Source organism: Hymenobacter sp. UYAg731 (genome assembly GCF_054061335.1).
Genome location: NZ_JBSSEC010000002.1, coordinates 885,433 through 909,411, shown reverse-complemented (window position 1 = coordinate 909,411; position 23,979 = coordinate 885,433). Strand labels below are relative to the sequence as shown.

20 protein-coding genes are annotated in these 23,979 nt (G+C 60.9%); 10 read left to right on the top strand and 10 right to left on the bottom strand.

What is annotated here, in order from left to right; genetic code table 11:
- The coding region (locus tag ACVWYF_RS08245; RefSeq protein WP_457066495.1) for a hypothetical protein at positions 1–365 on the top strand (365 nt) is incomplete at its 5' end.
- A gap of 949 nt (positions 366–1,314) precedes the next feature.
- Complete coding sequence (locus ACVWYF_RS08240; RefSeq protein WP_457066493.1) at positions 1,315–3,366, top strand: M13 family metallopeptidase; 2,052 nt, start codon at positions 1,315–1,317, stop codon at positions 3,364–3,366.
- 149 nt (positions 3,367–3,515) lie between these two features.
- Here the strand turns inward: ACVWYF_RS08240 and ACVWYF_RS08235 are convergent, their stop codons facing one another.
- From ACVWYF_RS08235 to ACVWYF_RS08225, 3 genes are all read right to left on the bottom strand, one after another.
- Positions 3,516–5,462 carry an ATP-binding protein gene (locus ACVWYF_RS08235; RefSeq protein ID WP_457066491.1) on the bottom strand — a complete coding sequence of 649 codons (1,947 nt, stop codon included), beginning with the start codon at positions 5,460–5,462 and terminating at the stop codon, positions 3,516–3,518.
- Between the two features lie 262 nt (positions 5,463–5,724).
- Positions 5,725–6,603: a twin-arginine translocase subunit TatC gene (tatC, locus tag ACVWYF_RS08230; protein ID WP_457066489.1), complete on the bottom strand. Its 879-nt coding sequence runs from the start codon at positions 6,601–6,603 to the stop codon at positions 5,725–5,727.
- Between the two features lie 173 nt (positions 6,604–6,776).
- Positions 6,777–8,069, bottom strand: a complete 1,293-nt coding sequence (locus tag ACVWYF_RS08225) for a serine hydroxymethyltransferase (protein ID WP_457066487.1) — start codon at positions 8,067–8,069, stop codon at positions 6,777–6,779.
- Between the two features lie 294 nt (positions 8,070–8,363).
- On the opposite strand from ACVWYF_RS08225, the gene ACVWYF_RS08220 reads away from it, so the two are divergent.
- A complete protein-coding gene (locus ACVWYF_RS08220; RefSeq protein ID WP_457066485.1) occupies positions 8,364–8,885 on the top strand; it encodes an RNA polymerase sigma factor in 522 nt (173 codons plus the stop codon).
- Positions 8,886–9,051: 166 nt separating this feature from the next.
- Positions 9,052–9,852, top strand: a complete 801-nt coding sequence (locus tag ACVWYF_RS08215; protein ID WP_457066483.1) for a hypothetical protein — start codon at positions 9,052–9,054, stop codon at positions 9,850–9,852.
- A gap of 347 nt (positions 9,853–10,199) precedes the next feature.
- On the opposite strand, the gene ACVWYF_RS08210 is transcribed toward ACVWYF_RS08215, so the two are convergent.
- The 5 genes from ACVWYF_RS08210 to ACVWYF_RS08190 all read right to left on the bottom strand — a co-directional run bounded on the left by ACVWYF_RS08210 (position 10,200) and on the right by ACVWYF_RS08190 (position 16,227).
- Positions 10,200–10,907 carry a hypothetical protein gene (locus tag ACVWYF_RS08210; protein WP_457066481.1) on the bottom strand — a complete coding sequence of 236 codons (708 nt, stop codon included), beginning with the start codon at positions 10,905–10,907 and terminating at the stop codon, positions 10,200–10,202.
- 47 nt (positions 10,908–10,954) lie between these two features.
- The gene (locus ACVWYF_RS08205; RefSeq protein ID WP_457066479.1) at positions 10,955–11,491 is read right to left on the bottom strand and encodes a DUF6252 family protein; all 537 of its coding nucleotides are present in this window, start codon (positions 11,489–11,491) and stop codon (positions 10,955–10,957) included.
- 333 nt (positions 11,492–11,824) lie between these two features.
- Entirely contained in the window at positions 11,825–14,368 is a 2,544-nt protein-coding gene (locus tag ACVWYF_RS08200; RefSeq protein ID WP_457066477.1) for a hypothetical protein, read from the bottom strand.
- A 552-nt stretch (positions 14,369–14,920) separates the two neighbouring features.
- Complete coding sequence (locus ACVWYF_RS08195; protein WP_457066475.1) at positions 14,921–15,619, bottom strand: metallophosphoesterase family protein; 699 nt, start codon at positions 15,617–15,619, stop codon at positions 14,921–14,923.
- 104 nt (positions 15,620–15,723) lie between these two features.
- Entirely contained in the window at positions 15,724–16,227 is a 504-nt protein-coding gene (locus ACVWYF_RS08190) for a hypothetical protein (RefSeq protein ID WP_457066473.1), read from the bottom strand.
- Between the two features lie 123 nt (positions 16,228–16,350).
- On the opposite strand from ACVWYF_RS08190, the gene ACVWYF_RS08185 reads away from it, so the two are divergent.
- The 6 genes from ACVWYF_RS08185 to ACVWYF_RS08160 all read left to right on the top strand — a co-directional run bounded on the left by ACVWYF_RS08185 (position 16,351) and on the right by ACVWYF_RS08160 (position 20,914).
- Entirely contained in the window at positions 16,351–16,599 is a 249-nt protein-coding gene (locus ACVWYF_RS08185) for a 4a-hydroxytetrahydrobiopterin dehydratase (RefSeq protein WP_457066471.1), read from the top strand.
- Between the two features lie 200 nt (positions 16,600–16,799).
- Positions 16,800–17,570: a 16S rRNA (cytidine(1402)-2'-O)-methyltransferase gene (rsmI, locus tag ACVWYF_RS08180; protein ID WP_457066469.1), complete on the top strand. Its 771-nt coding sequence runs from the start codon at positions 16,800–16,802 to the stop codon at positions 17,568–17,570.
- Positions 17,548–19,260 (top strand): apolipoprotein N-acyltransferase, encoded by a 1,713-nt coding sequence (gene lnt / locus ACVWYF_RS08175; protein WP_457066467.1) that lies wholly within the window; start codon positions 17,548–17,550, stop codon positions 19,258–19,260. The genes rsmI and lnt overlap by 23 nt, the downstream gene beginning before the upstream one ends.
- Positions 19,261–19,371: 111 nt before the next feature.
- Positions 19,372–20,175: an inositol monophosphatase family protein gene (locus ACVWYF_RS08170; protein WP_457066465.1), complete on the top strand. Its 804-nt coding sequence runs from the start codon at positions 19,372–19,374 to the stop codon at positions 20,173–20,175.
- Positions 20,176–20,211: 36 nt separating this feature from the next.
- Positions 20,212–20,424, top strand: a complete 213-nt coding sequence (locus ACVWYF_RS08165; protein ID WP_342301240.1) for a hypothetical protein — start codon at positions 20,212–20,214, stop codon at positions 20,422–20,424.
- A 148-nt stretch (positions 20,425–20,572) separates the two neighbouring features.
- The gene (locus ACVWYF_RS08160) at positions 20,573–20,914 is read left to right on the top strand and encodes a hypothetical protein (RefSeq protein ID WP_457066463.1); all 342 of its coding nucleotides are present in this window, start codon (positions 20,573–20,575) and stop codon (positions 20,912–20,914) included.
- 78 nt (positions 20,915–20,992) lie between these two features.
- Here the strand turns inward: ACVWYF_RS08160 and ACVWYF_RS08155 are convergent, their stop codons facing one another.
- On the bottom strand, positions 20,993–22,012 hold the full coding sequence (locus ACVWYF_RS08155; RefSeq protein WP_457066461.1) for an SPASM domain-containing protein: 1,020 nt from the start codon (positions 22,010–22,012) through the stop codon (positions 20,993–20,995).
- 124 nt (positions 22,013–22,136) lie between these two features.
- On the bottom strand, positions 22,137–23,750 hold the full coding sequence (locus tag ACVWYF_RS08150; protein ID WP_457066459.1) for a TlpA family protein disulfide reductase: 1,614 nt from the start codon (positions 23,748–23,750) through the stop codon (positions 22,137–22,139).
- Positions 23,751–23,979 lie beyond the last annotated feature (229 nt).

The window sequence follows — 23,979 nt, the reverse complement described above, 5'->3', positions numbered from 1 at the left end:
GTTTCTTTCCTTTATTTCCCGTTCCTGCGATTGGGAGTGCAAAGGTAAGCAAAAGTTTTGAACTGACAAGCAAACAAGGAAAGTTTTTATTTTTCCTGTTTTGTTCGCTTTGCTGCGAGCAGCCATCGGTTAAGGCGATTCGGGGTGCAAAGGTAAGAATTTATTTCGATTTTCAAACTGCTTTCTCAACTTTCGTTGCAAAAACTGATTTGTGTTTCAAGGCCCTGAATCCGGTTGATTCGTGGCGGGGTGCAAAGGTACGGGGCTTTTTTCAAGAACCAAGACCGGCGGAAAATTTCTTTTTTGTCAGCTTCAGTGCCCACCTCCGTTCGATTTGGGAGTGCAAAAGTACGGGAAATTCTTGAACTAGCAAGTCACAACTCAAAATAAGAGGAGATATGCCGTTTTTTAGGGGTCAATAGCGCCATCACGAGCAGGTTTCAAGAAGCAATGCTGTTGACAGGCTGAAACGCCTCTTGTATTGTACGCACTGTTTTACTGCTTTCGGTGTAGATGAGAAAGGGTGGTTTCGTCGCCTATCGCGAATCGGGGTTCAATCAATGCTATATAATTATGAGACAGTTGGCGAACTATGCCTTCATTCTGCTTGCTTGCGCAACGGTAGCGGCAGTTTTGAAGATGATTATTCCCGGCCTCTCCTTTTACTGGAAAGAGTGGCTTAATAATTCCCTACGCAATAAAGTAGGTATCCCAATCAGCATGGTTTTCTATGAGCTATATTTTTGGGAATGACTATATTTTTTGGCCTTGGGATGCCTGACAATTGGTCACTATTTCGTCTTAAATAAGCCGATAAAGCAACGAGCAGTTGTATTTCTGGGATTGATAGTTGGGATGGGGATGTATTCAATCTATCAATTCTATTACTCCCTTTTCGTAGCGCACATCTACGCGAGCCATGCTGATGGGCAGCTTGGCAAAACGTGGTACTCCTGGGTTAAATTACCGCAGTCTATCGAACTACTGCTAATCCACAGTTTCACTGGGCTGGTTGGTGACTGGCTTTATTACCGGCAAATCCTTGCCGCTCCACAACAACTGACGTAGTAGTAGGCTTGGGGTATTTCAATCCGCCAAGATAATTTATCGTTGCCGTTTGTTGGTGCATCTATTGGCTTTCCCGGACCTTGCGTTATTGCGGCTTAATACGGCCGGTAACCGAGTAGATTTGAGCTAGCCAAGCCGCAGCCACTTCATGTAAGTATCCGTCGCGGCACCGCGCTTGTCTTTGCGCGCTCGTACATCCAATAACTCCGGTATTTAACGCCGCTGAGAAACACGCCTTTTTTTCGCATGAAAAAACTCCTCTTCCTGCTCCCCCTGCTGGCCGCCGGTGTCACCGGCTGCCCGTCCAACTCCCTGAAAACGGCCAGCTCCGCCGATAATCCCGACATCCTGCACGCCGCGCTGGACACGACCGTGGCCCCCGGCGACGACTTTTTCGCCTACGCCAACGGCACTTGGCTGAAAAATAACCCCATACCGGCCTCCGAAAGCAATATGGGCATCGGCAAAAAGGTGCAGGACGAGATTTATACCCGCCTGCGCCAGACCAGCATCGAAGCCGCCGGGGCGCAGGATGGCACGCCGGGCAGCAACCCACAGAAAATCGGTGATTTCTGGGCCGTGGGCATGGACTCGGTGAAAGCCGACCGGCTCGGGGCCGCGCCCCTGAAACCGGAGCTGGACCGCATCGCCAGCATGAAAACGGTGTCCGAGGTGCCGGGCGTCATAGCCCATGAAATTCCGCTGGGCGTGAATGCGCTCATCGGCCCGCGCGTGGGCCAGGACGATAAGAACAGCGACAAAATGGCCCTCTACCTGCGCCAGGCGGGCCTGGGCCTGCCCAACCGCGACTACTACTTCAACACCGACTCGCGCACCAAAAACATCCGCGCCGAGTACCTGAAGCACGTCGCCAACACCTTCAAGCTGCTAGGCCAGGATGCCGCTACGGCCCAGGCCAACGCCGCCAAAGTAATGGACATGGAAACCACCCTGGCCAAGTCTTCGCGCAAGCTCGAAGCCCTGCGCGACCCATATGCCAACTACCACAAGATGAGCATCGCGCAGCTCGACAAGCTCACGCCCGGCATCGACTGGAAAACCTGGCTGAGTCAGATGGGTAGCACCGCTATTGATACGGTAATTGTGGGCCAGCCCGAATTTTACCAGACCGTGGGGCAATTGTTGAAAACCAAAGACCTAGAAGAGTGGCAAGCTTACCTCCGTTGGCACGTCGCCCACGAGTTTGCGCCCACGCTCAGCCGCCCGTTCGTAGACGAGAACTTCCATTTCTACGGCACGGTGCTGCGCGGGGCTACGGCCATTCGCCCGCGCTGGAAGCGGGTACTGGATATGCAGGAGAACGCCTTAGGCGATGCGCTGGGCCAGCTGTTCGTAAAGGAATATTTCAAGCCTGAAGCCAAAGCCCGCTACGATACGCTGGTAAAAAACGTAGTGGCTGCCTTTGCCGACCACATTCAGCGAGTGGACTGGATGAGCGCGCCCACCAAAGTGGTGGCCCTAGACAAGCTCCACAAAATCACCCCCAAAGTAGGCTACCCCGACAAGTGGAAAGACTACTCGGCCCTAACTATCGACCGCAGCTCATTGGCTGCCAACGTGATGCGTGCCAATCAATGGCAGTACAACTACGAGTTGAACAAGCTGGGCAAACCCGTGGACCGCACCGAATGGGGCATGACCCCGCAGACCTACAATGCCTACTACAACGGCTCGAACAACGAGATTGTGCTGCCCGCCGCCGCCTTCGCCATCCCCGGCCTGCTCGATGCCGATGCCGACGACGCGCTGGTGTACGGCTACGCCGGGGCCAGCACCATCGGCCACGAGCTCACCCACGGCTTCGACGACGAGGGCAGCCAGTACGACGCCCACGGCAACCTGCACGAGTGGTGGAGCAAGGACGACCGCAAGCGTTTCAACGAGCGCGTGAACGGCATTGTGAAGCAGTTCAACGGCTACACCCTCCTCGATTCGCTGCACATCAACGGCAAGGCTACGGCCGGCGAAAACATTGCCGACTTGGGCGGCATCGTCATCGGACTTGATGCCTTCAAGAAGACCAAGCAGTACCAGGAAGGCAAGAAAATCAACGGCCTCACCCCCACGCAACGCTACTTCCTGGGCTATGCTCTGGGCTGGCAGATGCATGTGCGCGACGAAAGCCTGGCCTCGCAGCTCCTCACCGACGTGCATTCGCCCGCCCAATACCGCGTGAACGGCCCCATGGCCGACGTGCCGGCCTTCTACGAAGCCTTCGGCATCAAGCCCGGCCAGAAGCTCTACCGCCCTGACTCGACGCGGGTAGTTATCTGGTAAGGTGAATAGAAGCAGGACGACGACAAGCACGTCATGCTGAGCGCAGCCGAAGCATCTCTACCGCAGGAATAATCTAATCGACCGGATTTACTTGCGCGGTAGAGATGCTTCGGCTGCGCTCAGCATGACGTTTTTTCTTTCAGTGCAGCCTACTTCGCCACTGGCAAACTCACCGTTACGTTGGTGCCCGCACCGGGGCGGCTCTGAATCACCAGCGTGCCGCCGTGGCGATGCACGAAGGCGCGGCACAAGGCCAGACCCAAACCGAGGCCGGTGGCCTGGGGCATAGGCGACGGCTCGGGCAGCGCCGGGCCGCTCATAAGCGACGAAACGGTAGCGGCGCTCATGCCCGGTCCGGTGTCGGTGCAGCTGAGCAGGACCATGCGGGGGTCGTCGGGGTCGGGGGCGGCTTCGAGGTGAACGTGGCCGCCGGCGGGCATGAACTTCAGCGCGTTGCCCACCAGATTGCGCAGAATGGTACGGCTCATGTTGCGGTCGGCCAGCAGACGCAAATCCGGCGGGGCGGCCATGGTGATGTGCTGCCAGCTGGCGGCGGCCGTGGTTTGGTACAGGGCCTGGCACTCGGCAAACAGCTCCGTGACCAGCAGGGGCGTGGGGCGGCAGTCCAGTTCGCCGGTCTGGCTCACGGCCCAGTTCAGCACGTTGTCGAGCAGGTGGTTGAGGCTGTCGGAAGCCTGGCGCACCAGCGCGGGCAGGCGGGCCAGACCGGCCTTGTCGTTTTGGGCAATGTAGGAATCAATCAGGCTGGTGACGCCCGCAAAGGCTGTGACCGGGCCGCGCAGGTCGTGGGCCACAATGGCGTAAAGCTTGTCTTTGAATACGGCCACGGCGCGCAGCTCCTCCGAGGCTTTTTCTAGGGCGCGGTTGTTAGCGGCCAGAGCGGCGCGGCTGCGGCGCAGGTTGCGGTGCAGGTACACGGCCACCAGCAGACCACCGGCGAGAATCGCCACCGCGCCACCCAGCAGGCGGTTGTGCCAGCCCTGCTCGGCCTGCTGCGCGGTGAGCTGGCGCAGCCGGCGGGCGCGCTCCTGGGTTTCGTAGCTGACCTGGGCCGCCGCCAGGGTTTGCATGGTCTGGCGATTGTTCAGGGTGTCGTTCAGGTCCACGTAGCGCTTGTTCCACTCGTAGGCTTCGCGGTACTGGTTGTGCTCGGCCGCTTCGGCGGCCAGGATGCTGTAGGAATCGAGCACCCGCTCCAGGTAGCCGCTTTGGCGGGCCATGCTCAGGGCTTCGCGCACGGCACCATCGGCCCGGTCGGGCTGGTCGGTCTGGATGTAGTACATCGCAAACAGAATCAATTGCTCGGCCTGGTTGCGGGCCGCGTGCTGGCGGCGGCTGATGGCCAGCGCCTGCGTGAGCAGCCTTTTCACCCGGGGCAGGCGGCCCAGCTTCATCTGGTAAGTAGCCAGGCTAGATAGGTAGGTCGACTCGGCGGTGGAGTCGCTTTCGCGGCGCGCCAGGGCCAGGGCCAGCGAATCGAAGTGCAGGGCCTGCGGCACCTGCCGCCGGTAAAAGAACAGGCTGCCCACATTGCCCAGTAGCTTCATGCTGCTATGGGCCGTGACGCCCGGCCGCGCATTCAATTGCAGCGCCCGCTGGTAGTGCCGCCAAGCCGTGGTGGAGTCGCCGCGCTCGTGGTAGATGCTGCCCTGTGCGGTATAGACGCGCACCAAGGCATCGGTATCGTGCTGGGTGCGGGCCAGTTCCTGGGCTTCTTTCAGGAGGGTAAGAGTTTCCGGACCGTTGGACAGGTTGGCGTAGCAGCTGGCCAGACTCAGCAGGCTGCGCAGCAGGCCGGGGGCCTGCTCATCGGCGGGCAGGGTGCGGGCCAGGGCCACGGCGGCCTCGCCGTAGGGCAGGCCACGGGCGGGCTGCTCGTCGTGCAGCCGGTAGCACATGGCCGTGAGCAGGCGCAACCGGGTGGTATCGGGCAGGCGGGTAGCCAGTTGCCGCCGCAATACCTCGGTGCTGATGGGCACAGCCGCCCCGGCCCCGGCAGGCACCAACGATACCAACAGCCCCAGGGCTACCAGCCATCTCAGCAAAAAACCGGGCCGCGTCATAATTGGCTGCATAGTGCTAGCCAAAGATAAGCACTAGGCAGCCAACTTTCACGCTTTAATGCTATTTCAGCATTAACACATATTCCCGATTTGAGACCCCGCATCTGGCGAAAAAGGCGCTCATGCGGGATAATAATTGTTTTTACCTGATTAGTCCTGACGCCGGATAACTTCAAAAATGGATTGCAGGCATGTCAATACAATTTTTAGTCGTTGTGCCCTGAAGACATACCCGACCGGCGGAGCAGCCCGCTGGCCGGGCTATCGGCCATGCTTATTGCTGCGTGGCGTCGCGCTCGGCCTGCCGGGCCAGCTTGGCGTTGAGGCGGGCGGCGTCGCCGCGCCGCACCACGCGGGCAATGTGAATGCTGAGCTCGTAGAGCAGCAGGATGGGAATGGTAACGATAATCTGGGCCGAGATATCGGGCGGGGTGATGACGGCCGCGATGATGAGAATGACCACAATGGCGTGCTTGCGGTAGGTCTGCATGATTTCGGGCGACACAATGCCGGCCTTGGCCAGGAAGAACACAATCATGGGCAGCTCAAACACGAAGGCGCACGATACGCTCATGGTGGTGAGCGTACTCATGTAGCTCTGCATGTCAATCTGGTTCTCGATGCTGGCATCGACCACGTAGCCGGCCAGGAAGTTGATGCTGAGCGGCGCGGCGATGTAGTAGCCGAACATCAGCCCCATAATGAACAGTATCGACACGAAGAACACCGCGCCCTGCGAGTTCTGCCGCTCGTGCGGGTACAAGCCGGGCTTCACGAAGCGCCAGATTTCCCAGAACAAGTACGGAAACGCCAGCAGGATGCCCACGATGAACGAGGTGCTGATGTGCATGGTTAGCTGCCCGCTCATCTCGCGGTTCTGAATGACGAAGCCGATTTTATCGATGCACAAATCCGGCGCATGCACCCACGCCCCGAACTTGCAGAACATGCGGTAGGTCCAGAAATCGGGCCGCGAAGGTCCCAGAATCAGGTCGTGAAACAGGAAATCCTTGGCGAAAAACGCGCCGGTGGCAAACACCACCACCGAAATAGCCGCCCGGATGATGTGCCAGCGCAACGCCTCCAAGTGGTCGATGAAGGACATTTCGTGCTGTTCGCCCAGCGGTTTTGGTTGTTGCGGTTGAGGTTGCACGGAGGGGAATAGGGGAAATAGAGAGGGGGTAACGAACTAAAAGACAACGTCATGCTGAGCGCAGTCGAAGCATCTCTACCGCAGTACTAAATTTAATTAGTTGCGCGGTAGAGATGCTTCGACTGCGCTCAGCATGACCGCCTAGTGATGAGCTGCCTTACTTACGTAAAAACTTACGCAAACAGCGGGTAGTCCTGCAGCCAGGCGTTCACCTGCTGGCGCACTTGGCCGATGCGGGTGTCGTTGTCGTGGTTCATCAGGGTTTCGTCAATCAGCTCCACGATGCGGTGCATGTCGGTTTCGCCCAGGCCGCGAGTAGTTACGGCCGCCGAGCCAATGCGGATGCCGCTGGTCACGAACGGCGACTTATCATCGAAGGGCACCATGTTTTTATTGATGGTGATGTCGGCCCGCACCAGGGTGTTCTCGGCCAGTTTGCCGGTCAGGCCCTTCGAGCGCAGGTCAATCAGCATGAGGTGGTTGTCGGTGCCGCCCGAGATAATGTCGTAGCCCAGGCCCACGAAGCCCTTGGCCAGCGCCTGCGCGTTGCGCGCCACCTGCTGGGTGTAAGTTTTGAAATCATCCGTCAGCGCCTCGCCGAAGGCCACGGCCTTGGCAGCGATGACGTGCTCCAGCGGTCCGCCCTGGGTGCCGGGGAATACGCCCGAGTCGAGCAGAGCCGACATGGGGCGGATTTCGCCTTTCGGGGTTTTCAGGCCGAAGGGGTTGTCGAAATCCTTGCCCAGCATGATGAGGCCGCCGCGCGGGCCGCGCAGGGTTTTGTGCGTGGTGGTGGTCACGATGTGGCAGTGGTCGAAGGGCGAGTTCAGCAAACCCGTGGCGATGAGGGCCGAGGGGTGCGAAATATCGGCCAGCAGCAGGGCACCTACTTCGTCGGCGGCTTCGCGCAGGGCGGCGTAGTTCCAGTCGCGGGAGTAGGCCGAGGCCCCGCAGATAATCATTTTGGGGCGTTCACGGCGGGCAATGTCTTTGATTTTGCTCCAGTCGATGAGGCCGGTTTCGCGCTCCACGCCGTAGAAGCTGGGTTGGTAGAGCTTGCCCGAGAAGTTGACCGAGGAGCCGTGGGTGAGGTGGCCGCCGTGGCTGAGGTCGAAGCCGAGGATTTTATCGCCGGGGTTGAGGCAGGCCAGCATCACGGCGGCGTTGGCCTGGGCCCCGGAGTGGGGCTGCACGTTGGCCCACTGCACGCCAAACAGCTCCTTTACGCGGTCGATGGCCAATTGCTCCACCTGGTCCACGATTTCGCAGCCGCCGTAGTAGCGCTTGCCGGGCAGGCCCTCGGCGTACTTATTGGTGAGCACGGAGCCCTGGGCGGCCATCACCTGGTCCGAAACGTAGTTTTCGGAGGCGATGAGTTCCAGGCCGTGGGTCTGGCGGGTTTTCTCCTGCGCGATGAGGTCGAAAACGGCGGTATCGAGGAGGCGGGCGGGGGCGGCTGTTTGCATGGGCGTAAAGGTAATAGGGGATAAGGGAGGTGAATGAACATCACTCCCCTCCTTAGCTAAAGAGGGGATGTTTTCGCGCAGCGAAAACGGGGGTGGTTTGATTTGTTGAACGACTCGCGTGAGGCTCGGGCCGGTTTCGGGTGGGTATCGTTTGCCCATCGTTCAACGAATCGAACCACCCCCGTTCGAGCCGTTGGCTCGAACATCCCCTCCTTAGCCAAGGAGGGGAGTAATGTTCATTCCCGCCCCGTTCCCCATTTCCGTTGTTACTTGCTATCGCCTTTACTTTCTGCTATGTCCACTCCGCTTGCCGAAACCCTTACTCAACTGCGCATCGGCAATCAGAAATCCCTGGTTGACTTTTATCAGCGCAGCCGACACCTGTTTGCCCGCTGGGCGCAGCGCAAACACCAGCTCCCGCCCGACAAAGCCCACGGCCTGCTCCAGGACACCCTGCTGGACTTTTACGACCAGGTGGCCGATGGCCGCATCACCCGCATGCCCGAGGACCTGCGCGCCTACCTCTACGGCATGGCCCAGGAGCGCATCGCGGCTCAGGTGCCCGCCCACCAGCCCCTGCCCGCCGCCGAAGCCGGCCGCCGCCAGCGTCTGCTGGCCCAGTTCAACCAGCTCAGCACCGACTGCCAGCAGGTGCTCACCTACTTCTATTTCCGGGGCTACCACTTCGAGAAGATGGGCGGCAAGATGGGCTTCCCCAACGCCACCGTGGCCCGCCGCCAGAAAAGCACCTGCCTGCGCAAGCTCTACGACCTGGTGCGTGGCGGCTACGAGCCGATGAACGGCGGGAAGGCTTAATAGCTACGCGTGGTGGTGAAAGCCCGTCATGCAGAGCGCAGCGAAGCATCTTCACCGCTTTGTTGAATTGATTGGATTACTATTGCGGTAAAGATGCTTCGCTGCGCTCTGCATGACGTTCTTTTGTTAAACCGTTCCATTTCCTCCCCCTCCCTTAGCCTTGCCCATGGACCTCCGCCCTTACTTCGATGAGCTCGAACGCTTCGCCGATGGCCAGATGAGCCCGGCTGAGCAGGATGCTTTCGAGCTGCGGCTGGAGCAGGACGAGGCCCTGGCCGACGCCCACGCCGCCTACGAGCAGCTGACCGCCGACCTGCGCTGGGCCGCCGGCCACGATACCCTGCGCCTGCGCCTGCAAGCCCTCGACGACCGCATGAACGAGCGCGGCACCGCCCTGGCCCGCGCCCACCAGCTGGCCCAGCGCCGCCAACGCCGCTTGGTGGTGCTAGCCAGCCTGGGGGTACTGTTGTTGCTGGCCGCCGGCGTAGCCGCCTGGTATTTGGCCCGCCCCACCCAGGCCCGCCCCGCCCGCAACTGGGAAGCCTACTACCAGCCCGACCCCGGCCCCGCCGTGACTACCGGCCTGCTGCACACCCGCCCCCTGCTGGCCGAAGCCCTCGACCAGTACCAGTCGGGCCACTACCCGGCCGCGCTGCACTCGCTGGGCCGCGTGAGCCCGTCCAACGTGGGGGCCGATACCCTGCTCTACCTGCGCGGCCTGATGCTGCTGCGCCAGGGCCAGGGCAACGCCGCCCAACTCTACCTGCGCCGCGTGAGCGACGACAGCGCCGGCCGTGCTGGCGCGCTGGCCCGCCGCGCCCGCTACCACCTCGGCATGGCCTACTGGCAGGCCCAGGAGCTGGGCCCCGCCCTGGTCACCCTGCGCGCCGTGGCCGCCGATTCGCTCAGCCCCTACCGCGCCTCGGCCCGGCGGGCAGTGGCGGCGGGCGTGCTGGAGGGGAAGTAGGGTGCGGGGCTTGCCCCCGCCCGCCGTTGAACGAATGTTTCTGGCGTCGTTCAACGATGGGCGGGGGCAAGCCCCGCACCCTACTGCTTTTTCGCAATGAATATAAAAGGCCGGCCCGCGTGATGCGGGCCGGCCTTTTGGTGGGCTGGACAACCGCCGCCACCGGTGGCGGCCCATGTTTACCCCCTTAGGAAGCACCCGCCACCGGTGGCGGCCCATGTTTACCCCCTTAGGAAGTACCCGCCACCGGTGGCGGATGCCATTTACCTCCTTGGGGATTACCCGCCACCGATGGCGGATGCCATTTACCCCCTCGGTGAGCACCCGCCACCGGTGGCGGGCGCTGCTTAGGCTGTTTTGGGCGTAGCGGCAGTCTTTTTGGGGTTCACCCGATTGGGCAGGCTGGCGTAGTCGAAGTAGCTGCGGGCCTGCATGGGGGCGCGGCGGTGGGTGTAGCGGGCGGCGGTGTCCACGTCCCAGAGGGCTTCGGCCACGGCCAGGGCGGCGGGGCCGAGCTTGCCGATGGTGTCCTGCAAGCTGGTGCGGGCGGTGGTTTTGGCGGCGCGGGCCTTGTCGTATTTTTTGAGCAGGGCGCGGGCGGCGGGGGCCTGGGCTTTCACGGTGGCATCGGCGGCGGCTTCCAGGGCCTCGGTGTAGGCCGTGAGGCGGGTGAGGCGGGCCTTGAGCGGGGCTTGGGTGAGGCCGGTCAGGTTGTCGGGGTAGTAGGTGTCGTGCTCGTCGGCGTGGTCGAAGAGGTAGGGCTTGAGCACCTTGGCATCGGTGGTTTGGAGGAAGGTTTTGAAGGCTTCGAAGGCGGTTTCTTCGGCGCTGGTGCCGCTTTGGCTGCTGCCGCCCTGGCCCCGGCGGGCTACTAGCTCGGCGCGCAGGGCGGCGAGGGCGGTGGCCAGACCGGCCCCCTGCCCGGCAATGAGGGCATCCACGCCCGGCGCGGCCACGGCCGTGGCCGTAAAATCGGCGAACTTGACCAGGCCCTCGCGGGAGGCTTTCAGGTTCAGGAAGAAGTTCTCGTACTTGTCGTTCTGGTAGTCTTTCATGGGGTAACCGGTTGGAATGGGGGTTGGGTGGGAATGAAATGGTGGAGTTAGAGTTTCTTATCGAAGCGGCCCTGCGTGACGCGCACCGTGTCACAGCCTGGTTTGGCCAGGGTGAAATTAAAAGTGCCCGAAATGATGCCTACCTGTTTGTCAAGGCGTGTAATAATGAGTTCTCCACGGCAGTACGTGGTAGCATCAGTTGAATAATAGGTGCAGTTGGCAGCCCCGTTCACGTATCCAGCCCCGTGGTGCCCTAAGGTTCTCAATTTATAGCGGCCTGTACCTGATAGCAGGCTGTCCGAAAACACACCAATTGCGTCTTGTTTAGCTTGGCTGTTTGCGTATCTGTAAGCGGCTATATTAAGCGTACCCTGCCGATAAGTGGGGTCATACACAACGCTGTAGTTGGCCGAACCATCATAGCCCTGCGGAGTCCAAGCCTGCCCATTGATGAGGCAGCCGATGGTATTGGCCCCGGTCTGGGTGGCGGGCGGGAGTTGGTCTATCGGGTCAATGTCTTTCTTCTTGCATTGGCTCAGGCCCAGCAGGGCGGCCAGCAGCAAAATGGCGGCTTGTTTTTTCATGGCTGGGAATGGGTAGAATCCGAGATGCCGCAGTGCCTGACGGTGGAGCGCCAGTGCCCATCAAACGTAAGGGGCTTTTTGGCGGAAAGCAATTAAATATTTCTACTCATCAGACCTTTAAACTAACTTGTCACCCGAGCTTTCAGCTGCTTTAAGGGCCTTGCAGCGCACTGGCAGCCCATTGTGGCCGCTGAAAAAAGGACTTTAGCGCATTGGATAAGCCGCCGGATTATGCCTTAATAATCCCCAGTCTGCCCCAACAAGAAGCCCCGGCCGCTGACGCAACCGGGGCTTCGGGAAACAGGCGGAAACGCGCGGGGCGCGGCCCTCGCCTCAGTCCTTCACCACGCGCTGGCGCAGCACCTGCCCGCCCACGGTGGCCGTGAGCACGTAGGGGCCGGCCGCGCAGGTGGGCTGCACCCGCACGGGGGCCGCGCCGGGCGTGAGGGCCTGCTCCTGCTGCCACACGGCGCGGCCCAGGGCATCGAGCAGGCGCAGGGTGGCGGTGGTGGCGGTGGAGTGGCGGAGGGCCACGGTCAGCTCGGGGCCGAACTGCGTGGGGTAGGCGGCCAGCGTAGCCGGGGCCGCGTCGAAGCGCAGCAGCTGGGGGTCGTAGTAGTGGGCGGTGCCGTCGCGGTCGTCCTGGCGCAGGCGGTAGTAGCGGGGGCCGGCCTTGCCCTCGGCGGCATCCACGAAGCGGTAGGCGCGGGGGGCGCTGCTATTGCCGCTGCCCTCAGTGGCCACGAAGCCGATTTGCTTGAAGCTGTGGCCATCAAGCGAGACTTCGAGGCCGAAGCCCTGGTTGTTCTGCTCGGTAGCGGTGGCCCAGGTGAGGACGGCATTCGCGCCCTGACGCTCGGCCCGGAAGGCGGTGAGGCCCACCGGCAGCGGCGCAGTGATATCGCCCAGCGTCCAGCGCGAGAAGCCGCTCACGCTGCTGAGCGTGGCAAAGCCGCTGCCGGCGCTGGTGAGGCCCTTGTTCTGCCAGGTCACGCCGTTGTCCACCGACTTATAGAAGCGCAGGTTGGCGGGCGTGATGCCGTTCAGCTCGTGGGCGAAGTAGCTCATGGTCAGGCCCAGGTCGAGGCCCGTGATGGTGGGCGCGCTGATGTCGAAGTAGCGCAGAATCCCCTGGTGGCCGGCCACGCCCACCGGCGCGGTGCCCGTGATGCGCGTAACCTGCGTGAGGCCCGGCAGCGTGGAGCCCACGGCTGGCAGCATGGTCAGGCCCACGCCGCCGAAGTCTTCGAGCACGCCCTCGGCGGGCAGGCGGCGCACTTCCACGCGGCCCAGCACGTAGCTGGCGTCGGTTTCGGAGAGGTTGGCCAGCGGGTCAATCTTGAGGCGGTAGGGGCCGGTGGCGAGGATGCCGCTCAGCATTTGCACGCCGTTGTACACCTCGGCGTCGTCGGTGAAGGTTTTTACGCCGCCGCCGTTCACTTCCAGGTTGAAATAGAAGCCGCCGCTCACGGTCTGGTTGCCGGCCCCGGTCAGCTTCACCTTGCCCGTGGAGCAGGTGAACTGACCGGTGTTCAGCATGTTGCCCTTCACCTCCAGGTCGCCCAGCGTTTGGGCGAAGGTGCCGGTGCTGGTGAAATTGCCGTTGATGAGGATGTCGCCGCCCGTGTGGTTGAGCACGCCCGCGTTGGTGAGGTCGCCCAGCACCACGGTCAGGCCGCTTTCCACCACCATGAGCTGGCCGTTGCTCACCGAGAACGAGTTCAGGATGGTAGTGGCCTGGCTCACGAGGCTGTTCACGCCGCTGGTGCCGGTGTTGGTCACGTTCGTGACGATGTTGCTGCTGAGCTCGGCGCGGCCGGCTGCCACGCCCATGGCCGTGAGGGCGGCGCTGCTCACGCCGGTCAGGCTCACCTGGCGCACGGTGTTGCCGGTCACCTGGTTGGTGAGCGTGGTGCTGTTGCCGCAGCTCATCACAATGCCCTTGAAGTTCTGAGTACCCGCGTTTTCCCAGATGCCGCCGGTGGCCCCGGCCGCCCGGCCGCCGATGAAGTTGCTGCTCACCAGCGCCCCGTTGGCCCCGGAGCCGGGATGGAAGTCGATGGCCGTTTGGGCGGTCATGGGGATGGCCGTGGCATTATAATAGAAGCTGTTGCCGCTGATGGTCCACTGGTCGCCGTTGCCGGCCCCTACGAATACGCCTGTGCGGCTGAAGTTAAAAAGCTGGCTATTCAGCAGGCTGAAATTGTCGTTGGTGCCACCGCCGGCGCTGGCCGCGTACAGCAGGTTGGCTGGCAACTGGGCCGGGTCGGCGTTGCCCACGAAGCTCTGGATGATGGTGTTGTTGTCGTTGCCGCTGGTCATGCCACCGCCCACCACCACCACGCCACTGGTCAGCAGCGTATTGGAGCCCAGCACGATGGCCTCGCGCACCTCGTTGTTGGAAGCGTCATTTCCGAACACCACGGCCGGCGCGGTGAGGCTGGGCTGGCGCAGCGTGAGGGCCCGGGAGATGGTGCCATTGTTGCCATTCAGGCTGATGAAGGCACTGCCGGCCCCAAAGGTGAGCGTACCCGTAAGCACCGTGCTAACGCCGGCCGCCGGCCCAATGGTGAGCGGGTTTTCGGCGGTACCGGTTTTGGTCAGCAGCACGTCTTCGGTGTAGGCGGCGTCCAGCAGGCGCAGCTCGTAGGACTGCGGGAGGGGCGAGGGCACGGCCGCCAGCGCCGAGCTAATGGTGGGATATGCGCCGCCGGTGCCCACCGTGATAATGACGTTGGCCTGCGCCCGCACGCCCAGCATCAGCAACAGGCTCAGCAGCATACCCACTATCTGCCAGCGGCGGCGCACCCACCACGGCTGGGCCGGCAACGCCCCAAACGAATGTACCTGGGGAACAGAAGAGACGAAGTGTTTCATACAGGGGAAGAGAAAAAGAGAAAAGCCATTTGATTAGCCGCCCGGCATTCGGTTATTCTGTTCAGATAAGGCTTCGCATAATTGGCGCGGCCAGGCTGGCCCTGGATAACCATATTACCTGCGTTGCACTTCCCACATCAAACAGTATGTACCGGCAGCATGGCGAATTATCGTTAAATTGAATTTATCAAACCTAGTGCATTCAGCTACTCTCCGCAACAACCCATTCAATCACCCAAAGACATAATGCAAATTCATAATAATTTTCTATTCATTATCCTATGAATATCCATTATTGATGCCATTATATTTTCATTATCTTAATTATTTCACCATTTTTAGTAAATCCAATCAGTAGAGTAAAATCGTATAAGGTTCCTTTTTTAACAACGATTCATTTATGATTATTTAAATAGCAGCGAGACCAAAAATATAATAGTCAGCTGCTAATATCTATAAACAACCTTCCTTCATATAGTCATAATACAAAACCGCCCCTGCCATTATGGGCAGAGGCGGCTCAGGACAACAGTATTCGGGCTTCGGGCTTAGTTACCGCTTACCAATGGTGTAGGCAGGCTCGCGGTTGGGTACCAGGGTCAGTTTCCAAGTGTCGAGGTTGAGGGCCGCGAGGTGGGCCAGCTCGGGGTTGTGGCGATACACGCAGCCGGTATCGAGGCCCAGCGCGCCGGGATGGACGGCGGCTTTGGCGCGTACCTGGGCCGTAGGCGTGGGTACGTGGCCGTGCAGCAGGCGGCGGCCGCCCAGCCGCCCGGGGTCATACACGTAGCTTTTGGTGTTGAGCATGGTGGGGTAGTCCTGGCGCATTTCAGCGGGCGGCAGGGCGAAGTTGTAGCCGGCGTGTACGAGCATGAAATCGGGCAGCTCTATTTCATAAGGTAAGGTGGCCAGCCAGTTGAGGTAGGGTGCGGGGATGTCGGAGAGGCGCGACACGCCGAAGCTGCGCAGCGTGGGCAGGCGGCCGCGCGGCCCCAGCCAGTCCCAGCGCCAGCGGTGGCGGGCGGCGTCAAGTAGCGCCTGGTCGTGGTTGCCGCGCAGGCAATGCACCTGATAGCCGGCGGCTTGCAGTTGCATCAGGTAGTCGAGCACACCGCGGCTGTCGGGGCCTTTGTTCACGTAGTCGCCCAGCAGGTACAGCTCATCCTTCCGGCTGAGGTTGAGCTTTTCTTCGACCAAGTGGCGAAAGGTGTGCAGGCAGCCGTGCAGGTCGGTGGTAGCGTAGCGGCTCACAAGAAAGAGGGAATTGGCATGGGTAGCAGGGAAAAGCAGAACGTCATCCTGAGTGAAGCCGAAGCATCGCTCAGGATGACGTTCTGGTGTAGCCGCCAAATGTCTTATTGGTCGATGGCCGAATCCGAAGCGTTGGGGTCGTTAAGTTCGGCGTTGGTATCGGTGCCGGCGATGGGCTTGAGGGGCTTGGGCTCCATCTGGCCCATGCCCACGCGGGAGTTGGGGTTCAGCATCTCGTCCACGCCCGGGCGGTGGTCGTGTACGTCGAGCTCATCGACGGGGCGGCCGCTGGGCACGATGGTGTCGGTGTAGTCGTCGAGGGGTGGCAGGTCCTGGTTGGGGCGGTCGGGGCGGCCTTCGTCTGCCGAGCGCATGTTGTCGCGGGGTGGGGCCATGTCGTCGGCGGTTTCGTTCACGCCCACGGCCGTTTCGCCACCGGAGGTGTCGGAGCCGAAGCCTTCTTTGCCGTCGCGGTTGCCGAAACCGCCACGGGCCGCCTCATTCTTGGGCGGGTCGGCGTTGGGAATATGATGGCCGGCCTCCATTTCTTCGTTGGTCGTGTCGTCGTTGATGACGCGGATGGGTCGGTTGTTGGGGTCGATGGCCATGGGAATTGAGAAGCGTTGAATTGATGATGCGAATAGGGAAAGGTGTACTTTGGTTTAAGCGTTTGGGTTGTCTACCGCCCGGCTCAACTCAACTTCCCTCAATTCTTAAATATAGCAAAAATCATGTGGAACAACATCGACAATAGTCTCCGCCGCAGCTTCCGGTTCAGCGATTTTAAGACGGCTTTTGCTTTCCTCACTGAAGTAGCCGCCGAGGCCGAGCGCCTCGACCACCACCCGTGGTTCAGCAACGAGTACAACGCGGTGGAATTTCGCCTTCGCACCCACGATGTGGGCAACACCGTGACCACCCGCGACCACCGGCTGGCGGCGGCCATTGATGCCGTGGCGGCGCGGTATGAGGTAAGTTGAACGTCCAACTCCCCTCCTCACCAAGGAGGGGATGTTTTCGCGTAGCGAAAACGGGGGTGGTTATGGCGTTAAACAGCTTATCGCGCTTTCCATCCCAACGCCACCCTCCGGTGGCACCACCCCAGTTGCGACTTCGTCGCAACGTCCCCTCTTTGGTAAGGAGGGGAGTTTGATGTTCAACCTACTCTACCTTTGCCCCTATGCCCAACACGGTTCTGTACCTCGTGCCCACGCCCATTGGCAATCTGGAAGATATTACCCTGCGGGCCATCCGCATTCTGGGGGAAGTGGGCACCGTGCTCTGCGAGGACACCCGCACCAGCGGCCGCCTCATGCAGCACCTGGGCATCAAAAAACCCCTCCTCTCCTACCACCTGCACAACGAACACCAGCAGGTGCCGCGCCTGCTAGAACGGCTGGAGAAGGGTGAAATAATGGCCCTGATTTCGGATGCCGGCACGCCGGGCATCTCCGACCCCGGGTTTCTGTTGGTGCGCGAGTGCCTGGCGCGGGGCCTGGGCGTGGAGTGCCTGCCGGGCGCTACCGCCTTCGTGCCGGCGCTGCTGAAATCAGGTTTTGGGGCCGAGCGGTTCACGTTTGAAGGTTTTTTGCCGGTGAAGAAGGGCCGGCAGACGCGCCTGCAACAGCTGGTGTCGGAGACGCGGACCATGATTTTTTACGAGTCGCCGCACCGCATTGTGAAGACCCTGGGCCAGCTGGCCGAGGTGCTGGGGCCGACGCGGCCGGCTTCGGTCAGCCGCGAATTGACTAAATTATTTGAAGAAACCGTGACCGGTACGCTGGCCAGCCTGGAGGCTGACTTCGCGGCCCGACCCACTATTAAAGGAGAAATTGTCGTTGTCGTCGAAGGAAACCTTGCCCCGCCCCCCCGCGAGCCCCGCCCCGGCCGCGAAGACCGATACCGCCGCGATGCCGACAACGACGACGATGACACCGACTACGAGGACTAGGCCGCTACTCCAACAGCCGCTGGTGCTGGCCGGGCTGGGCGCGCTGCTCTTGAGCGGCGGCTGGGCTCCGTGGCCCACGGCCTGGCTGGTGCCGCTGCTGTTCATCGCCTGGGTGCCGTACCTGCTGCTGGAGCGGCAGCTCACGCTGACGGGTGCCCGCAAAGGCCGCGTGTTTGCTAGTACTTACCTCCTGCTGGTGCTCTGGAACGCGCTCACTACCTGGTGGGTAAGCTACGCCGACCTGGCCGCCGGCATTGCCGCCGTGGTGCTCAATGCGCTGCTCATGTGCCTGCCGCTCATGGCCTTCCGCCAGACCAAGAAGCGGCTGGGTAACCGCTGGGGCTACCTGTCGCTGCCCATCTATTGGATTGCGTTCGAGCAGCTGCACCTGCACTGGGACATCACCTGGCCCTGGCTCACGCTGGGCAACGGCTTCGCGGCTGCGCCGCAGTGGGTGCAGTGGTACGAGTACACGGGTTTCCTGGGCGGCTCGGTGTGGGTGTGGGTGGTGAACTTGCTGTTTTTTCAGGCGCTGCTGAAGCATTTGCCGGGGTTGGCTTTCCGGTCCATTACTGCTGGAGTTGATGCAACAGCGCCTGCTGAGACCGAGCGAAAGTCGGCTTTTGAATGGCAGCCTTCGTTTAGCACGCCGCTTTTCTTTATCCTACTGCCGCTGGCACTTTCTTACCTGATGAGTGCGGCTTATAAGGAAAAAGGCCCCACGGCCGAAGTGGTGGTGGTGCAGCCCAACTTCGACCCTTATGTGGAGAAGTTCGAGGGAGGCCCCAAATTCATTCCCTACGACGAGCAGCTCACGCGCCTGCTGGCCCTGACTGAGCAGCACCTCACGCCCGAAACGCGCCTCGTGCTCTGGCCCGAAACGGCGCTGGAAGAGCCCTATTGGGAAAACACCATCGAAAGCAACCCCAAGATTCGCCGCGTGCGCGAATGGCTGGGGCGGCACCCCGGCGTGGCGCTGCTCACGGGCATCACCACCCTCAGCTCCTATCCTAGCAAGGAGGCAGCCAGCGAAACCGCCCGCTACCGCGACGACCTCGGCTACTACGACTTCTTTAACACGGGAGCTTACTTCGCCGATGCCACCGCGCCGGTGGTATTCTACCACAAGTCGCGCCTCGTGCCCGGCGTGGAGAAGATTCCGCCGGTGCTGGCCTCGCTCATCGCCCACATCGACCTGGGCGGCACCGTGGGCAGCGTGGGCAGCCAGCCCGAGCGCACCGTGTACCCGGCCCCGACCAACGCGCCGGCCCTGCGCGTGGCCCCGGTCATCTGCTACGAATCCATCTACGGCGACTTTATCGGCGAATATGCCCACAACGGGGCCACACTGCTGGGCCTCGTCACCAACGATGCCTGGTGGCACGACTCGCCCGGCTACCGCCAGCTGCTTAGCTACGGCCAGCTACGCTGCATCGAAACCCGCCGCGACCTGGCCCGCGCCGCCAACACCGGCTTCACCGGCTTCATCAACCAGAAGGGCGAAATCACGCAGCGCGAAACCGCCTGGATTCCTACCGCCAGCCGCGCCACCGTACACCTCAATGACGAGGTGACGTTCTACGTGCGCTTTGGGGAGTTGATTGGGCGCGGCGCGCAGGCGCTGGCGGTGCTGTTGCTGCTGGGAGCTATTGTGATAGGCTGGACGCGTAAAAGCGCTGCTTTGAGGTAGTGACGCATCTTTGCGTCTCGTCTTTGAACGGCTTATGCTACCGTAAAAACTGCTTTTTCCTGCTCAACGACAAGATGCAAATATGCGTCTCTACAACGTTCAACTGCCCTTATGTCCCTCGACTTCACCCAGCTCTCCCACGACCTCGCAGCCCTGTGCCGCACCACCGCGCAGTTCATCCGCGAGGAAGCCACCACATTCGACCGTGCTAAGATTGAGCACAAGGGCGTGCATGACCTCGTGAGCTACGTGGACCAGGAAACCGAGCGCCGCCTCGTGGCCGGCCTGCGCCAGCTGCTGCCCGAGGCCGGCTTCATCACCGAAGAAGGCACCGCCGGCCCCGACGCGCACACTGGGGAGTTTGTGTGGATAATAGACCCGCTCGATGGCACCACCAATTTTGTGCATGGGCTGCCGGTGTACTGCATCAGCGTGGCGCTGGTGCAGCACCGGGAGCTGGTGGTGGGCGTAGTACACGAGGTGGGCCGCGACGAAAGCTTCCGGGCCGTGCGCGGCGGCGGCGCATTCTGCAACGACCAGCCCATCCGCGTCACCGATGTAGCCGAGCTCAACAACTCACTCATCGCCACCGGCTTTCCCTATAAGGACTTCGGCAAGATGGATGATTTCCTAAAAATCCTCGGAGCGTTTTTCACCCGCAGCCACGGCGTGCGCCGCCTGGGCTCGGCCGCCGCCGACCTGGCCTACGTGGCCGCCGGGCGCTGCGAGGGCTTTTTTGAATTCAACCTGAACTCCTACGATGTGGCCGCCGGCATCCTGCTGGTGCGCGAGGCGGGCGGCCACGTCACCCAATTTCTCACGGATGGCGACCCGCTGTTTGGCCGCGAAATTGTGGCCAGCAATCAGCTTATTCACCGCGAGATGCAGGCCGCCATCGGCGAGTTCTGGCAGTAGCGCAAACTATTCTTTTTCATCCACAGTTTACCCGCTATGCTCCTGCTTGCCATTACCTCTGTCGAAATCCAGTACCTGCTGATTGGCGCGCTGTTCATCGCGGCGGCGTTTTACGTGGGCCGCATCTTCTACCGGGCGTTTTTTAGCAAGACAGCGGCCGGATGCGCCAAGGGTTGCGGTGGGGCCTGTGGGCAGCTTGATGTGGAAAGTTTGCAGCGCACCATTGAGGCGCGCGCGGCGGCCAAATAGCGCGGCCCGCTCAGGCATCGCGCTTCCGCATTTTTTCTATGGCTTTGAGATAACCCGCCCCCGCCCCGGCTGCGTATAGCCGGGGCGGGGGCGGCTGGCGTTTAAGCTGGCCCGCGCCGCATCAACCTTACCCAAACACCCCACCGCCATGCAGGACAAAGAAGAAGAACGGTCACTTGTCAACGTTGAGAACAAACTGACCAAGGACGGCTTCACCCAGGATTTCAACGTCGTGGATGGCCGCCTGCAAACCATCGGCAACGACTCGAACAAAAGCTACGCCGCCGACGAAGTAACCATCGTGGATTTCTACCGCTTCGAGGGCGAAAGCAACCCCGACGATATGTCCGTCCTCTACGCCATTGAGGCCCACGACGGCATAAAAGGCACGATTGCAAATGCCTACGGCACCTACGCCGACTCCGATACCGACGACTTCCTGAAGCAAGTCGAAGACCTCGGCAAGAACCTGACGAAAAAGGACAAATAGCGTTAAGAGTTAAAGGTTAGGAGTTAAGAATTGCCGTTCTGACAACTCTTAACTCCTAACCTTTAACTCTTAACTTTTTCACCCCCACACCTTAGTGCCTTCTGAGCAGTTGCGGCACATCTCAATCTGGTCGCGGCCTTTGAGAAGGCTGCCGCGAAACTGCTGGTACTTGGGACCGCGCCAGAGCTGGCGGAAGGTTTCGGTTTTGAGGTCGCCTTGGCGGTACTCGGCGTCCTTGTCGAAGCAGCAGGGCACTACCAGGCCGTCCCAGGTGATGACGCAGGAGTGCCACATTTTCCAGCAATGGTCGACCAGCTTGTTTTTCAGGCTCCAGGTGTTGTCGCCGTTGTTCTGGTAGCGCGAGTAGTAGTCGATGGTGGGAATGAGCGGCGAGCCCTGCGCGTGGTCGTAAATCTGCGCGGTTTTGAACCACACGTCATCCACGCCCAACGCCTCGGCCAGCTGCTTGGCGTCGTCAATCTGGTGTTCGTTGGGCCGCACCACCAGAAACTGGAAGATAATGCGCGGCGTACTCGATTTCAGCTCTTTGCGCCATTTCACCACATTACGGGTGCCTTCGAGCACCTTTTCCAGTTTGCCGCCCACGCGGTACTGCTGGTACACGTCCTGCGTGGTGCCATCGAGGGAGATGATGAGGCGGTCAAGGCCGCTTTCCACGGTTTTGCGGGCGTTCTGGTCGTTGAGGTAGTGCGCGTTGGTGCTGGTGGCGGTGTAAATGCCTTTATCGGCCGCGTATTTCACCAGTTCCAGAAACTGCGGGTGCAGGTACGGCTCACCCTGGAAATAGAAAATCAGGTACCACAGCCGGCTGGCCACTTCGTCAATCGTGCGCTTGAACAAGTCGCCTTGCAGCATGCCCGTGGGCCGCGTGAACGAGCGCAGGCCGCTGGGGCACTCCGGGCAGCGCAGGTTGCAGCTGGTGGTGGGCTCGAAGCTGAGCGCCATGGGCAGGCCGCGCAGGCGAGCCTTGCCCGTAATCTTGCTCAGAATGTAGGAGCCAATGATTTGCGTCGCGTTCCAGACCCGCAGCGGAGTGGCTTTCGACAAAACATTGAGGCTATCAGTGAGCACGGACATAAGAAGGGGCTAAAAGCAGTAGCGCGAACTTTGTAGTTCGCGTCTCCGCGCCGGGAGAAGTTTCAGGGGCGCGGAGACGCGAACTACAAAGTTCGCGCTACTTCGGTTGCGTTCGGCCGGACGCTTATTTCTTGGTGGCCGGGAAATCGATGGCGCTGGTGTAGGTGCTGGCCTTGCCGAAGGATTGGTTGATTTCGTCCACGGCGGCGCGGCTACTCAGGCGCTTGGGCTTGGTGTTGAGGAAGGTACCATCCTCGCCCACTAGCATGTAGGTGGGTACTTCCTGCAAAGCATACTCCTTGGCCACCACCGAGCGCAGCCCTCCACCGGGAATACGCGCCTGCACGCCGGGCAGTTTTTTCACGGTCACGAGCGAGCGCCAGGCCTGCTCGTTCTCATCGAGGGCAATGTTGATGAAGGTAATGTTCTTGCCCTCAAACTTGCGCATCAGCTCCTGCGCGTAGGCCAAGTCGCGCAAACACAGGCCGTTGGTGCTTTTCCAGAAGTTGAGGTACACCAGCTTGCCGGCAAAATCGTGCAGATGCACGGTGTCGCCGGTGGCGGTGGGCAGCTTAAAATCGGGAGCCGGGGCCCCGATGGCAAAATCCTTGTGCAGGTTGAAATCGGTTTGCAGCGTGGGATAGTACTGGTTTTTGGGGTCGTAGTTGCGGAAATCGGCCAGCATGGCGGCCGACTGCTTGACATGCCCAAACCGGAACGACTCCTGCAACACCCGGCCTAGAATGACGGCCCGCGACGGGCCGGTGAGCTTCTTGCTGGCCAGCGCGTAGCAGGCCGGATAAAAGTCGGGGTCGGAACGCTGGTGGTGGTCCTGCGCCACGGTGAAATGCACGTAGTTGAGCAGAAACTCGTGGTACAACTCGCTCTGCACGGCGTTGGGCTCGTTCAGCAGGCCGGGCTCGCGCAGGAAGTTGTAATAGTCGGGGGCCATTTTCAGGCGGCCCTCGGTGTTCACCACCTGCTCGCGCAGGTCCTGAAAGGTCAGCTTGTCGTTGGCGTAGGCGTACACCACTTCGGCGTGGGCGTAGTTGTAGAACTCCTGGGTGAAGGACTGCTTGGCCGCGTGGTCTTCCAAGAACTCATACTCGTGCTTGCGGCGGTACTCCAGGAAGGACAGGAACGGGGCTTCGTAGAGCTGAATGTTATCGGGCAATACCTGAAAACCATCGTTTTCCACAAACTGGGCATCAGCTTCTACCAGATAGTTGTTGGCGTTGGCCGCTTGCTGGCGGTGGCGTTGCTCCTCGGTCAGGTTCGCGCGGTTGCGCAGCTTGGTGGCAAAGCCGGAGGGCACATCGTTGGGCTTGAAGCGGAGCGTGCCCGACATGTCGCTGCCCTTGAAACGCACGTCCATGTCGGTGCCGGGGTCTAAGAACAGCGGAGCCACATCATCACCATACACAAAATCGGCCTTGGTGGCCCCGCTCACGGGCACCACCACCTTGAAATCGCCCTTGTCGTTGAGGGGCACCCGGAACAGCCTTTCCTTGGGGTCAAGCGGATTTTCACGCAACGAAATAGCCACGGAATCGGTGGTAGGACCACTCACCCGGCCGGTGAGGGTGGCAGTACCCGCCGAGGTGGTGGCAGCAACCGAAGCCGTTTTAGCAGCGGCACCTACTACCGTAGTCCGGCCTTGGGTATGGCCCAGCAGTGGGGCCAGAACCAGAGCCGCTCCGACCAGCCGGCGCGCGCAAGTGACAAAAGATAATATCATGACAATAAAAACCAGCGCCGGGCCGTTGAAACGGTTCCAGCAGCTAACCAGACAATGGATAGAACTGACGGTGTTTACCAGGCCATTCGCGGTAAAAGCCTATCAGCAATCCGAAGATAAGGCTTTTTCGTTTATAAAATCCAAATCTAAATTTCGGCCTTTTGCGGCTGGCCCGGTGGGTGGGCGGCGAGTGGCCGCAAACATTTGTGGCCACTCGCTGATAATCAAG